General features: G+C 38.4%; 13 protein-coding genes and 2 pseudogenes. 10 read left to right on the top strand and 5 right to left on the bottom strand.

Going from position 1 to position 13,011, the window contains the following annotated elements:
• Positions 1-175: 175 nt before the first annotated feature.
• From KUG37_RS09990 to KUG37_RS09980, 3 genes are all read left to right on the top strand, one after another.
• Positions 176-2,068: a mechanosensitive ion channel gene (locus KUG37_RS09990; RefSeq protein ID WP_216934705.1), complete on the top strand. Its 1,893-nt coding sequence runs from the start codon at positions 176-178 to the stop codon at positions 2,066-2,068.
• Positions 2,069-2,136: 68 nt separating this feature from the next.
• A complete protein-coding gene (locus KUG37_RS09985) occupies positions 2,137-2,304 on the top strand; it encodes a hypothetical protein (RefSeq protein WP_216934722.1) in 168 nt (55 codons plus the stop codon).
• A gap of 125 nt (positions 2,305-2,429) precedes the next feature.
• Positions 2,430-2,582: a hypothetical protein gene (locus KUG37_RS09980; RefSeq protein ID WP_216934724.1), complete on the top strand. Its 153-nt coding sequence runs from the start codon at positions 2,430-2,432 to the stop codon at positions 2,580-2,582.
• Between the two features lie 29 nt (positions 2,583-2,611).
• Here the strand turns inward: KUG37_RS09980 and KUG37_RS09975 are convergent, their stop codons facing one another.
• A complete protein-coding gene (locus KUG37_RS09975; protein ID WP_216934726.1) occupies positions 2,612-3,811 on the bottom strand; it encodes an NAD(P)/FAD-dependent oxidoreductase in 1,200 nt (399 codons plus the stop codon).
• Positions 3,812-4,000: 189 nt separating this feature from the next.
• Between KUG37_RS09975 and KUG37_RS09970 the strand changes: the two genes are divergently transcribed.
• Positions 4,001-4,324, top strand: a complete 324-nt coding sequence (locus KUG37_RS09970; RefSeq protein ID WP_216940406.1) for a hypothetical protein — start codon at positions 4,001-4,003, stop codon at positions 4,322-4,324.
• Here the strand turns inward: KUG37_RS09970 and KUG37_RS09965 are convergent.
• Positions 4,321-5,202, bottom strand: coding sequence for a 1-aminocyclopropane-1-carboxylate deaminase/D-cysteine desulfhydrase (locus tag KUG37_RS09965; RefSeq protein ID WP_216934728.1), 882 nt, complete (start codon positions 5,200-5,202; stop codon positions 4,321-4,323). The two genes, KUG37_RS09970 and KUG37_RS09965, sit on opposite strands and share 4 nt — an antisense overlap.
• A 185-nt stretch (positions 5,203-5,387) precedes the next feature.
• Here KUG37_RS09965 and KUG37_RS09960 point away from each other — a divergent pair, with 185 nt between their 5' ends.
• The 5 genes from KUG37_RS09960 (at position 5,388) to KUG37_RS09940 (ending at position 8,141) form a co-directional block, all read left to right on the top strand.
• On the top strand, positions 5,388-5,570 hold the full coding sequence (locus KUG37_RS09960; RefSeq protein WP_216934729.1) for an NF038215 family lipoprotein: 183 nt from the start codon (positions 5,388-5,390) through the stop codon (positions 5,568-5,570).
• Between the two features lie 105 nt (positions 5,571-5,675).
• Complete coding sequence (locus KUG37_RS09955; RefSeq protein ID WP_216934730.1) at positions 5,676-6,299, top strand: LysE family translocator; 624 nt, start codon at positions 5,676-5,678, stop codon at positions 6,297-6,299.
• 106 nt (positions 6,300-6,405) lie between these two features.
• Complete coding sequence (locus KUG37_RS09950) at positions 6,406-7,080, top strand: CsgG/HfaB family protein (protein WP_216934731.1); 675 nt, start codon at positions 6,406-6,408, stop codon at positions 7,078-7,080.
• Between the two features lie 12 nt (positions 7,081-7,092).
• Positions 7,093-7,470: a DUF4810 domain-containing protein gene (locus tag KUG37_RS09945; protein WP_216934733.1), complete on the top strand. Its 378-nt coding sequence runs from the start codon at positions 7,093-7,095 to the stop codon at positions 7,468-7,470.
• Positions 7,467-8,141 (top strand): GNA1162 family protein, encoded by a 675-nt coding sequence (locus tag KUG37_RS09940; RefSeq protein ID WP_216934736.1) that lies wholly within the window; start codon positions 7,467-7,469, stop codon positions 8,139-8,141. Before KUG37_RS09945 ends, KUG37_RS09940 begins: the two co-directional genes overlap by 4 nt.
• A 41-nt stretch (positions 8,142-8,182) precedes the next feature.
• Here the strand turns inward: KUG37_RS09940 and KUG37_RS09935 are convergent.
• The 3 genes and pseudogenes from KUG37_RS09935 to KUG37_RS09925 all read right to left on the bottom strand — a co-directional run.
• Positions 8,183-9,017 (bottom strand): annotated as a pseudogene (locus tag KUG37_RS09935) (ammonium transporter).
• Positions 9,018-9,467: 450 nt separating this feature from the next.
• On the bottom strand, positions 9,468-10,448 hold the full coding sequence (locus tag KUG37_RS09930) for an MBL fold metallo-hydrolase (RefSeq protein ID WP_216934738.1): 981 nt from the start codon (positions 10,446-10,448) through the stop codon (positions 9,468-9,470).
• Between the two features lie 446 nt (positions 10,449-10,894).
• Positions 10,895-11,080: pseudogene (locus KUG37_RS09925) on the bottom strand (MBL fold metallo-hydrolase); the annotation flags it as partial.
• 114 nt (positions 11,081-11,194) lie between these two features.
• Here KUG37_RS09925 and KUG37_RS14745 point away from each other — a divergent pair.
• The coding region (locus KUG37_RS14745) for a P-loop NTPase fold protein (protein ID WP_254202672.1) at positions 11,195-13,011 on the top strand (1,817 nt) is incomplete at its 3' end.

Below are 13,011 nucleotides of genomic sequence, written 5' to 3'. Positions count from 1 at the left end.
GGGGCTTTTTTGCAATGGATAATGGATAGTGATGTTTTAAGGTAGTGCCATCTACCTGGCTTGAGTCTGAAAACATCAAATCTTAATGTGAATCCGGAAGAAGAAGGGGCTGATTATTTCAGGGATATGCCTCCGATTTCAGATAAATAGCTTAATAACAAGAGGGTAGAACAACATGAATGATTATATGAGAAGCCCGCGTGGTGGCTTCGATGCCGTGTACTACTGGGATCAGTTTTATCCCATTCTTAGTGCAATTATCATATTAGTAATTGGCTGGATCATTGCGTTACTGATTTCGGCAGGCGTTAAAAAGCTCTTGCAGAAGCTGGGAACCAATACACATTTAAATACGGCGACAGGCCATCACTCCAATGTGGAAAGCATTATCGCCCGTGTCGTATTCTGGATTATTCTGATTATTGCTGTAATTGGTGCGCTGAACGTACTCAATCTTACCAGTGTCAGCGGTCCGTTCAGTAATATGATCCAGCAGTTCCTGTTATTTATCCCACAGTTACTAGGTGCAATTGCAATTGGATTCATAGGTTGGATTGTAGCCAATCTGGTCAAGATAGGGCTACAAAAGCTGCTTGACCGAACGCAACTGGATGAAAAGCTCAGTGCTGAAGTCGGCGTCAGTCCAATCAGCCAAAACATCAGTGAAATTGCTTACTGGTTAATTTTATTGCTGTTCTTGCCAATCGTGCTATCTATTTTGGGTCTCAACGGGTTGTTGGTACCGGTTGAAAGCATGCTGACCGATGTTGTAAGTTACTTACCAAATATCTTTATTGCTGCAGTCATCATTTTTGTGGGTTATATCCTGGCGAAAATTTTGCGCGGTATTGTGGAAGGACTGGTAAATAGCCTGAATCTACAGCATCAGGCTGAAAAAGTGGGGGTCTTCAAAAACTCGAATATAGCTCAGGTGATTGGTTCATTCATCTTCGCCGTTGTGATCATTACTGCACTAATCATTGCATTTGAAGCATTGGGTATCAATGCTATTTCTGAGCCGGCTACAGCTATGCTGTATGAAATCATGAATGCCATTCCGAATATCATCGCTGCTGCGTTGATTCTGATTCTGGCTTATGTGGTTTCTAAACTGGTAGCTCGTCTGGTTGTTGATATAATTGCCGGTACAGGTGTTGATGAAATTCCTGTAAAACTCGATGTTCAACGCTTTTTAGGAAAAACTAAACTTTCAAGTGTAGTGGGTTTCCTGATCGTGTTCTTCACCATGCTATTTGCGGTGTCTGAAGCAGCTAACCGCCTTGGCTTTGACCAGATTAGTGGCCTGATTGCAATGTTCATCTACTTCGGTGCCAACATCCTGCTTGGTGCGGTGATTCTGGTCATCGGTTTCTGGCTGGCAAATGTCGTTGCGAATATCGTACAACGTGGTGAATATAACACCTCACGCTGGTTAGCAAATCTGGTTCGTGTCCTGATCATGGGTCTGGTCGTGGCTATGGGTCTGCGTGCCATGGGCATTGCCGATTCGATTGTTAACCTGGCATTTGGCTTGACTCTGGGTGCTGTAGCAGTGGCATTTGCCTTGGCTTTCGGTCTGGGTGGTCGTCAACCTGCAGAGCGTGTACTCACAGATTTGATTGATAAAGCCAAACGAGAAGCCAAAGAACCAAATCCGTTCAAAGAAAAAGCTGAAAATAGCATGTTTTCAGGATTAGGAGCCAAGACCAGCAGTCAAGGTACGAGCACAACAGACATGGCAGGTACTACAGGTGCGGCAATGGGTACTACCCATTCTTCAAGTACACATTTAGGAGCAGGCAGCGTGCCAAATCAAGATTCAGACAATAGTACGCCTGTGAGTACGGACTTATCTCATACTACACCGGCAATCCTCACAACTGCACCGCAGGATGATAAATCCTTAGGGATTGATCCGGTCAATCCGGACGCAGATAAAACCGGACCGGATTCAGTAAAAGTCGATCCGACTCATCCACCAGCCAATAATCCATTCGGTTCAACTGGAGAAAAAGAGCCTAATGTAGATATAGATCGTTCTACTCAAAAAAAAGATGACCTGAAATAACCTGTTATTTTTAATCGGAATCGACCACGCTGATGTGGTCGATTTTTTTCAGCCATAAGGAAAAATGAATGAATAGCAAGAAACCCAACAAAGTTCTGGCTCCTTTAGTTATCGCGGGAATTACAATTGGCTTTTTTACTGCTGCCTATCGATTTATTTTTGTGAAGAGCAAACAGGACGAGCAGTCAGAGCGAGAGCTGGATAGGAAAATACCTGATACAGACGAATTTAACTAAAAAATTCTGCTGAGTAACAAAAAATAGAATTTGGTCTTTGATAAATATATAATATGCAAGTGAATACCAAAATGTTTTTGGTATTCACTTGCATTAAAAATATAAAAAGGGGGGACCAATTCATTATGTGGCAAGCACTACACCATACACTCAAGAACTCTTCAGCAGATAGAGCACCGCTATATTTGCAAGAAGCGACTCGAAAAATGCAGCTGACGATTGACCGTTTAGAAAATAGGGTAAATCTCAACCTGTTTAAGACAGATTATCTGGAATGAACTAAGTATCAACCCAAATCATCTATTGATTAAACATATTCCGATGCGGCATGTGCAGATGACCATGCCCATTGGAAATTATAGCCGCCCAAATGCCCGGTGACATCCAGCACTTCACCAATAAAATACAAGCCTTTCTGCTTTTTACTTTCCATGGTTTTTGAGGATACTTCAGTAGTATCTACACCGCCTAAAGTCACTTCCGCAGTACGGTAGCCTTCTGTTCCAGAAGGTTTAACTTCAAAGCCATGCAGACGTGTTGCAATCTGTTCCAGCTTATCATCACTGATATTACCAATGGCGGTTTCAGCGCTTTCAGCCCAAATCAGACTTTGCAATTCAGCCACTACACTTTTCGGTAAATATTCATTCAGTAGCGTACGCAGCAAGACTTTCGGCTGAGTCTGTTTTTTCGTTTTGAATAAATCCGGTAAATCTACGCTTGGTAAGAAATCCACCTTAAAACTCTGCCCGACATTCCAGTAGTTGGAAAGTTGCAGGGAACTTGGCCCACTCAAACCACGATGCGTAAACAGTAGCGCTTCGGTAAAGCTGTTAAGCTCATTAGAGAGGGTTGCTTCTACGGCATTGCCACTCAAGCGCGTGGTCACTTCTTTAAAGCCGTCAGAGAACGTAAATGGAACCAGACCGGCACGGGTTGGATAGACATGATGTCCGAACTGTTTTGCAATTTCATAGCCAATGCCTGAACCGCCAAGGGTAGGAATCGATAAACCACCGGATGCCACGACGACAGACTCAACTTCGAAATATCCCAGTGAAGTCGCTATCTGAAAACCTTGATCATCGACCGGATTCACTGCTTTTACTTCACAGCTGGTTTTAATATCGACCAGACCAGTTTTATCACATTCTGCCAGCAACATCGACAGAATATCTTTTGCCCCATTTAAGGTGAACAGCTGTCCATGTTTGCGCTCTTCATAGGCAATGCCGTGTTCACACACCAGGCCGATAAAGTCCCAATTGCTATAACGCTTTAAAGCCGAAATCACAAAATGCGGATTGTGTGAAATATAATGGCTCGGTTCGACGTCCAGATTGGTGAAATTACATTTACCACCACCAGACATCAGGATTTTTTTGCCAACCTTATTGGCTTTTTCCACCACCACGACTTTACGCCCACGTTGCGCAGCCATATACGCCGTCATTAAACCTGAGGCACCGGCACCTATGACTAGAACATCGTATTGCTTGGAAGACATCACACACTCAAGGGAGAAGAAAAGGGAAGCATTATAGACAATTTTATTTCAGCTTTCTCTATTCCAGAAAAATCAGTTCCCGGATTGCAGATTTGCACCAGATTTTAAACATAAAATATTTGAAAGCTGCCTGTAACTCATGCATAGTTTTTGTACAAACTCAAGAAGCACAATAAGAAGGAAAAGCGGATGGCAAGCGCAGATGATTTAAAACAATATAATCTGATTACTTATATTCTTTATATTTTAGGATTTTTTGTTGGTATTACCCCATTTATTGCGATTGTGATGAATTATATCAAGCGTAATGAAATGCGTGGTACCTGGCTGGAAAGTCATGTGGACTGGCAAATTAAAACCTTCTGGATCAGTCTGCTGGGCTATATCATCGGGGGCTTGTTAACTGTAGTTTTGATTGGTTTCCTGATCGTGTTTCTGGTCTTTATCTGGCATATCTACCGCTTGGTCACAGGAATCATTGCCTTAAACAGCAATCAACCCATTTACAATTAAGTTGTCGTAAAACCAAAGGGCATATTACGGCCTTGCAGTCCACCGCTATGAATTACCAGCAGTTTTGATCCGGCTGGAAAGTAATTTTTCTCGATCAAATCCAAAATCCCCATCAGCATTTTGGCGGTATAGACCTGCTCCAGTGGAATCGCAAATTCGGCTTCAAAATCCCGGATAAATTGCATTAAGGCTGCATTGATTTTGGCGTAGCCACCACAGCAATAATCATCGAAAATATTCCAGTTTGTTTTGCGGGTGAGTTGAGCGACTTCATCTTTTAAGAATGAACCTTTTAACGCTGAAAATCCCAAAACCTGCTGGTGGACCTCACTGGCCTCGATCAAACCTGTGATTGTTCCACCAGTTCCTACCGCACAGCAAATGACATCAAATTGTGCATCACCTTCTTTTAAAATTTCCCGACAGCCCTGAATTGCCAAAGGATTGGTTCCGCCTTCAGGAATGAGATAATGCCTAGAAAATTGTACTGTTAACTCGGCCAGATAATCAGGTTGCTGCTTGCGGCGATAGTGTTCACGACTGACAAAATGCAACTGCATGCCACACTGTTGTGCGGTGGTTAAAGTAGAACTCAAAGGTCGATGAGCAAGTTCTTCCCCCCGAATAATCCCCACACTTTTAAAGCCAAAGTGCTGTGCGGCAAATGCAGTTGCAGCAATATGATTGGAGTAAGCACCGCCAAAACTCAGGATATGCTGATAACCCTGTCTTTGTGCATCAAGAAAATTATATTTCAGTTTAAAAAACTTGTTGCCCGAGATTTGCGGATGCACCAGATCCAGACGACGTATGGTCACAGAAACATCTTTAATAAAAATCCGCTGATCAGGAATATTTTGGGCAATCGTTTCAAACATAAAAATTAAGACACTCAGTTATTTTGCCATTATAGCGAAGGAGATAAAAATCAGGGATTTAGAATAGATCATTTCCTGTAGCTAGACATAGATTTTGACGCAGAATGTCACAAATATGCTGCTGGTTATTTAAGCAAGAGTGCTACACTCTAAGAATAGGAAGCCCCCTGAAGGAGGGTAGAATAATGAAAATATTATCCTATTTTGTTCTAGTCAGCGTACTGCCCAGTCTGTCAGGCTGTGATGATGCGATGAATAAGCCTAAGACAGAAACCCGGACCATGATTATTGGCGGTGTGCCGGTTCATGATCAGGATTATCAATTAACTGGTAAGTCAATACGTACTCAGGATCAGTTAAAACGCTAAGTAAAAACCTGGCGTTCAATCATTCTGGTAAATACAGAAATTATTAAAGCAAATAATCAGGTTTTTGCTTAAAATAGCCCTTCAATTTTTAGGTCAGGTTATCTTGTGGAATCATTCTGGATTTTAGGCTCGATTGCTTTTGCCCTGATGTTAGGTGCAATGAGTCCCGGGCCGACTTCTATTTATGTGGCCAAAAATTCAATTGCGATTTCACGTCAGCATGGTTTATTTACCGCATTGGGGACTGGTTTAGGTGCGGCAATTTTTGGTCTGCTGGCGGTACTCGGTTTGCAGGCATTTTTACTGGCAGTACCTTCGGCATACCTGGCTTTAAAAATTTGTGGTGGTCTCTATTTACTTTGGCTGGCTTTTAAAATTATTAAACATGCCAAAGATCCGATTGAGGCAGATGCCGCCATTACCAAACAGATGTCCTTGCGCCGTGCTTTTACCACCGGCTTAATTACACAGTTGTCCAATCCTAAAATTGCAATTGTGTTGGCCAGTATTTTTACTGCGCTGTTACCGAAAGAAATTCCAACTTATTTTTATTTTGCTTTGCCAATTTTATGTTTCTTTATTGATGCTGGCTGGTGCTCACTGGTGGCCGTTGCGCTTTCTGCTGAAAAGCCACGTCGTGTTTACTTGAAGTTTAAGGCTTTATTTGATCGCGCAGCAGGCGCAGTTATGACGGTACTTGGCTTAAAGCTGATCTTTGGTATGAAGTAAATAAAAAGTAAAATAATTTAAAATTTTGTTTTACATTTGTATCTAATAGTTTATTAATATTGTTATTATTTCCTTTTTTTTAAAATACAAATATCAGAGGGATGATATGTCGAATAAAAGACTCTTAATTACTGCTTTGGGGTGTTTAACTTTTACTGCTTGTTCTACTACAGAGACTTCTAAAACAATTCAAGCTCCACAAGTAAGCGCTGCGACTGCGGCTATTAAATATAATGGTGTTAAAACTCCAGTATCAATTGGTAAGTTTGATAACCGTTCGAGTTATATGCGAGGCATTTTTTCAGACAATGTTGATCGTTTAGGTGGTCAAGCTAAGACTATTTTAGAAACACATTTACAGCAATCAGGCTACTTTTCTGTTCTTAATCGAGATAATTTATCTGAACTTCAACAAGAGTCTGGTTTTAATAAAACATCACAATCTATTAAAGGTGCACGTTATGTACTTACAGGTGATGTATCCGAATTTGGCCGTAAAGAAGTTGGTGATCATCAATTTTTTGGTGTATTGGGTCGTGGTAAAACTCAAATTGCTTATGCCAAAGTTAATTTAAATATTGTAGATGTAAAAACAGCTGAAGTAGTTCATTCTGTTCAGGGAGCAGGTGAGTATGGACTTAGTGAGCGAGAGGTACTAGGTTTTGGTTCATCAGCTTCTTATGATTCCACACTTAATGGGAAAGTTTTAGATTTGGCTGTACGTGAAGCAGTGAATAACCTTGTACTCGATATTCAAACCAATAAATGGTCTAACAAATAATAGGTTTGAATCATGAAAAAATTATTCTTATTAGTGGGAGGCTTAGTTTCGCTAAGTCTAGTCGGATGTGTAAGCGCACCAAAACCACTATATAGCTGGGGACAGTATCCACAGCAAACATATTTACTTCTAACTGTGCCAGAAAAGGTTTCTCCGCAAGAGCAGATTATTAAGCTTGAAAAAGATATTGAGAAAGCGAAAGCAAAAAATGCGGCAGTTCCACCAGGTCTATATGCACATTTAGGTTTATTAAACCTGAATATTAATAATGGCATACGTGCAACTGAATACTTTGAATTAGAGCGACAAGTTTATCCTGAGTCAACGATTTTAATGGATCGCCTATTGCAAAAAATGACAGGTTCAAGTGTAATGGAAGCGAAAAAATGAGAAATTTGAAACATTTATTCGTGTTAGCTACTGTAGCAATATTATTTACAGGCTGTACTATGGCGCCTCAAAACACGCGTGATTTGAGCAGCTATACAGCCCATATGCCAAAATCTATTCTGGTAATGCCCCCTGTAAATGAATCACCGGATACACGAGCCTCTTATAGTTATTGGTCAACAGTAACAGTTCCAATTGCAGAAGCTGGTTATTATGTTTTTCCTATAAGCGTAGTAGATACCATGTTTAAAGAAAATGGTGTTTACAATGGCTCTGATGCTCAGATGGTGAGTCCACAAAAATTAAAGGAAATTTTTGGTGCAGACGCGGCACTTTATATTAAAGTTAAGGAATATGGTTCTAAGTATCAAGTAATTCAAACTGTAGCTACAGTCGCAGTTGAAGCAAAGCTAGTTGATCTAAAAACAGGTGAATTACTTTGGGAAGGAACAGAGAAACAACAGCTTGCTAATAATAATAGCAATGCAGGATTAGTTGGTGTATTAGTTGGAGCTTTAGTAGATCAGATATCTAATCATCTTACTGATAAAGCATATGTATTATCAGGAACAGTTAGTCATTTACTATATACCCCCCGTTTGCCACAACAGAAGGGTTTGCTATATGGACCTCGCTCACTAAATTTTGAGCAAAGCTCATTAAATCCTTAATACTATATGCTTAAAAAAGCCTCTTTTCGTAGAGGCTTTTCTTATATCAATAAAAAAATATTTTCTTCTGAATGGGCAGAAATACGATGGATCGACAAATCTGCACCGTTGAACTCTTCTTCCTCAGTCAGGTGAATACCTAGCAAGACCTTAAGCAGGCCATATAATAAAAAACCATCGATCATAGCCATCAAAGAGTTAATAGCGACCAGTCCAGATATGGCATCAAGGCGCTCATCACATTGAAACCGAACCAGCCAACAATCAGAATCCACGAACCCAAAGCCAAAAAAGGAATCGATGAAGGGGGATGCGCGGTGATTCGACCATCTTTTTTGTAACGGCCATGAGGCGCACCAAGTAGTATGACTGCGGCCAGTGCAATCCAGTCGCCCATTGCATGAACGACAACTGAGCCGGCAAAATCATGAAAACTGGCACCAAATGTATGGGTCAGCCACTCCTGAAAACCAAGGTTGCCATTCCAGATCATCTCTTCGAAAAAAGGATAGATCAGCGCAACCAGAAAGAGGGTGGCCAAAGCCTGTGAACGCATTTTGGCGCGTTTGGCAATCTCTCCCGAGATACGCTGGAATTGCTACGGCAAAGGTCAACAGGAAAAAGCAGCGCATCAGATTGTAGCCGTGATCGGCAGACAAGGTTGAAGCATCATGGAAAAAGTGTTGACCTTAGGCAATATAGTCGCCCACTAAAAATAGGTGATCGCAGAAATGGCAAAGTCGCTTAGAATTTTACTTAAGGCATTGACCTGGTTTTTATGTCGAACTGTTCCAAGCTCGAAAAAGCAAATCCAGCATGCATGGCAAGTACTAAAACTGCATCGAGAAGGAGAAATAACACGTCTATATTTTGCATTGAGCGTTCCAATCTGGTGCATAAAATCACAAAAAGAAATCAGTATATGGCGGCAAATTGATTGTAAAAGAGAGGAAAGCGAGGGGAATTTTGATGAAGAATTTCGTTAAATGGATAAGACTCGATATAAAGCACGTTGCTATTTATTTGCACCAAACCAAGATATGCTAAGAAAAGTTAAAGTTTGAAATTATAGTTTGTTTTTTAAATATTTAAATTTATTGCAGTATATTGAGGATTAAAAATATGTGCTAAAAATGCACATTCGATGTGACATGATTTTTAAGAAAAAATTTACAAAATTAAGTGAAATATCAGATTTAATGAAAGAGTAACTACTTCTTGGAAGAATAAGAAAAGATAAGAACTGTTGCCTAGCGATGTATGAAATAAATGAAACCCCAAAGTTTTGGGGTTTCTGGACTAGAACAAAACTATGAGAGTCTTAAATTAATCTTTAAAATGTACCGGAATCCACTGATAGCTTTTATTATCTAACGAATAAATATGTCCAATCCCCGGGAATGGCAAATGTGGTGCAGCCACCGTCTGGCCACTCTTGGCATATTCAGCAAAATATTTTAAACGGGTTTCAACAGCCTGTTTCGGGTCGACATCAAAGTCAACGGCAGTTTGTGGACGATCAAACTGAAGTGTATGGGAGTGCACAATATCCCCGATAAACACCATCTCCTGACCTTGTGATTTTAAGCTAAAACCAAAATGGCCCGGTGTATGCCCAGCTGAGCTGACCACATCAAAATTATGGATTTTATCGCCAACTTTGAAGGTCTTTAGCTGATTCTTGGCTTGATAAGGTGCGATGGCTTTCTTTATTTTATCGACTGTAGCCAAAAAGCCGGCCTGCTTTGCTTTTGGTAGTTTTTCTACTGTTTTGGGATTCATCCAGAAATCCAGTTCAGCTTGAGATACATACACTGTTGCATTCGGGAAGTTGGCAGTGCCGTTATTGCTAATCCCGCACACATGATCAGGATGTAAATGAGTTAATAAGATCGTATTTACTTGTTCAGGCTTTTGACCCGATGCCTGTAAATTTGAATAAATAGATCCAAAGTTGGGTCCATTACAACTTGAAGCACCGCTATCGACCAGGATTAGTTCTTTGCCCGTATTTACGAGGAAAGCGTTGACTGAAGTCTGGATGCCTTTGGCTTGATCAACATAATATTTTTTTAAAATCTGGTTAACCTCTGCTTCAGGAATATTTTTAAACAAGGCTTTAGATAAATAATTGGTTCCATCCAGCAGAGCAGTAATCTGGTAATCGCCCAAACTGTACTGATAGTATCCGGGAACCTGCTTTTGTTGTGGTACGCTGGAAATGGTTTGTGCGTGGGTTTGAGAAATACCAGCCATTGTGCCTAGAGCAAGCAGTGACATGATGAGCGATGATGTAAAGTATTTCATGGCTATTCTTATGTAATTAAAGTCAATTCTATGTATTAGCACGGATGTTAGCAAAAAAGAATATGAATATATTTACCATTTTTTAAAATCGAAATGATGATTTAGCATCTGTACTAAAAATTCAATCTGAATCTGTATATTGATTTTTTGAAATTAAAGAAACTGGTTTTTATAAAAATATTATTATAAATAAAATGCTTAGATGTATTTCACTTTTTATAAAAAGCTGGTTAACATGGGGCATTAGGAACAGCTTTAGGTATCGATATGAGTTTTTGGAAAAGAAAAAACAATGCCAGCTTTGTATTTTTCATCATTACCTTATATGCGCTGATTGGTTTTGGACTGGGTTATGTAATTTGGGAATTTGTGCTGCAAGGCTAAGCGACCCAGCTATAAAAAAGCCTCTAGAGATAGGGGCTTTTTTCTGTATTGATTAAGCCTTAAAGCATAGATGGATTTAAATAGTGTGTACCATCAATTAGGGCGGTGATTTTGGTGTTGCCGATTTGATGATGGTAGTAGCCAGCGACTTGTTTTGGTGCAGCGATGGTGGTTGGTTCAGCTGCTTGGGTGGTGATGGCAGCTGTGCTTAGAGCGAGTGTGAGGAATAGGGGTTTTAAAGTTTTCATAGGATTTTTATAAGTTCTAAAGGAATAGATTGTTTTTATCATGTTGTGAATTTTTTTTCATTGGGTTTTAATTTTAAGAATTCATCATAATTAAGAAAGAGCAAAATTTAAGCTATGTCTAACTATATTTCAGAGCCAAACAAACATATTGAAGAATATTTAGACTATTACTTCGATGGGAAAAAGAATTTCGAATATGCTGTGTTATTGAACGGAGCATGGGGAAGTGGGAAGACATGGTTTGTAAAACAATATCTAGAAAAGAAAGAAGACCAGGGAAAAAAGATCTGTTATGTGAGCTTAAATGGAATTACTAAAACCTCTTTGATTGATGAGGCTATTTTTAAAAGTATTCATCCAATACTTGGTAGTAAAGGTGCAAAATTAGCAGGTCAAATTTTAAAAGGGACACTGAAAGCAACTGTAAAAATTGATTTAGATGGTGATAGTAAATCAGATGGAAGCATCTCAGGGAGGATTCCCAAAATTGAGTTACCAGATTATTTAAAAATTAATGATAACTTCATTTTAGTTTTTGATGACTTAGAGCGTTGTGAGTTAAAAAAAGAAGAGGTACTTGGCTATATTAATTACTTTGTAGAACAAGAAAATATTAAAACACTTATTGTGTCGAATGAAGAAGAAATTAAAGATAATGATGAATATGCTAGAAAAAAAGAAAAACTTATAGGTGCAACCTTTCGCTATATTGAAGATCAAGATTTAGCCATTCAGAGTATTCTTCAAGAAGTTGAAGGTACAGAATTAAAAACTCTTCTAAATTCAAAATTAGATTTAATTAAACAAACATTTAATCAGGTTGGATATAAAAATTTAAGATCTTTTAAGCAGACAATTTTTGCTTTTGAACGTTTCTATAAAAAGGAATATTTTGAATATAAGGAAAATTTTGATTATGAAATTTTTGAAAAAGTTATAAAAGCCTTTTTGATTCTTTCATTAGAAAACAAGAAAGGAAGATTTAATAAGGAGATTTTGAATTTTAAATTCGATGAAAAAGAACCTGTTACAGATGATGAAAAGCGTAAGAGGGCATTACAGCATCTTTTAAGTTTTGTTGGGGATGATGCACAAAAATTTCAAAAAAAGTATCAAATAAGCTTAAAGGAATATATTTTTTCTAAAAAATTATGGGAAAATATTTTGAATAAAAATATTATTGATGATGAAATAATTAATAAAGAATTGTATGAAGCATATTTTAGATTCAAAGAAGAACAACCGACTTGGTATAAATTATGGCATTACTTAAATTTAAGTGATGTAAAGTTTAAAGAATTAGTGAAAGAGGCTAAAGTAAGTATTGAAAAATCAGAATTGACGAATGTTACTGATATATTACAATCAGTTAGTATGTTGGTTTACTTTAAAGAGAAAAAATTAATTCATTTTTCAATTGAAAATGTTTTGATATTAGCTGTTGAGCAATTTAAAAAAGTTGTCAGTTTAGGAGAAAATGTTAAAAAATTAAGATATTTCGACATCAGGGATGAATCTGGAGGATATGGACTTTATGCACGGGAACTTCCTATATTTCACGAATTTTTAAAGAATATTTCTCAAGCATACGAAGATAAATATGTTGAAAAAGATACAGAAAGAGTAGAAGAACTATTATCTTTAATGGAGCATGATAGTTATGAGTTTTATCAACAGATAACCAATAAATATTATGATTATCCAATCTTAAACTCTTTGGAATCTATACATTTTTTGAATCAAATTTTAAAGATTGAATATAGAAATGCAATGAATGCGCTGGATGGATTAAAATCGAGATATATAATAGATCTCTTTCATAAATCAAAAAACGATCTTCTTTTGGTTAATATTTGCACTCCAGATTTCTTAGCATTCGTGCATAATCTGCGGATGAAATACATCGATTCAAACAAGCTTTCTGATCCTCA

This window comes from Acinetobacter sp. BY419 (genome assembly GCF_019038395.1).
Taxonomy (GTDB): Bacteria; Pseudomonadota; Gammaproteobacteria; order Pseudomonadales; family Moraxellaceae; genus Acinetobacter.
The sequence above is the reverse complement of the archived record's forward strand: the minus strand, read 5'-3'. Positions and strand labels throughout refer to the sequence as shown.

Bases quoted from the DNA above. Each gene is read 5' to 3' on its own strand.
- KUG37_RS09990 (WP_216934705.1), top strand. From the start codon at position 176: ATGAATGATTATATGAGAAGCCCGCGTGGTGGCTTCGATGCCGTGTAC.
- KUG37_RS09985 (WP_216934722.1), top strand. From the start codon at position 2,137: ATGAATAGCAAGAAACCCAACAAAGTTCTGGCTCCTTTAGTTATCGCG.
- KUG37_RS09980 (WP_216934724.1), top strand. From the start codon at position 2,430: ATGTGGCAAGCACTACACCATACACTCAAGAACTCTTCAGCAGATAGA.
- KUG37_RS09975 (WP_216934726.1), bottom strand. From the start codon at position 3,811: ATGTCTTCCAAGCAATACGATGTTCTAGTCATAGGTGCCGGTGCCTCA.
- KUG37_RS09970 (WP_216940406.1), top strand. From the start codon at position 4,001: ATGGCAAGCGCAGATGATTTAAAACAATATAATCTGATTACTTATATT.
- KUG37_RS09965 (WP_216934728.1), bottom strand. From the start codon at position 5,202: ATGTTTGAAACGATTGCCCAAAATATTCCTGATCAGCGGATTTTTATT.
- KUG37_RS09960 (WP_216934729.1), top strand. From the start codon at position 5,388: ATGAAAATATTATCCTATTTTGTTCTAGTCAGCGTACTGCCCAGTCTG.
- KUG37_RS09950 (WP_216934731.1), top strand. From the start codon at position 6,406: ATGTCGAATAAAAGACTCTTAATTACTGCTTTGGGGTGTTTAACTTTT.
- KUG37_RS09945 (WP_216934733.1), top strand. From the start codon at position 7,093: ATGAAAAAATTATTCTTATTAGTGGGAGGCTTAGTTTCGCTAAGTCTA.
- KUG37_RS09940 (WP_216934736.1), top strand. From the start codon at position 7,467: ATGAGAAATTTGAAACATTTATTCGTGTTAGCTACTGTAGCAATATTA.
- KUG37_RS09930 (WP_216934738.1), bottom strand. From the start codon at position 10,448: ATGAAATACTTTACATCATCGCTCATCATGTCACTGCTTGCTCTAGGC.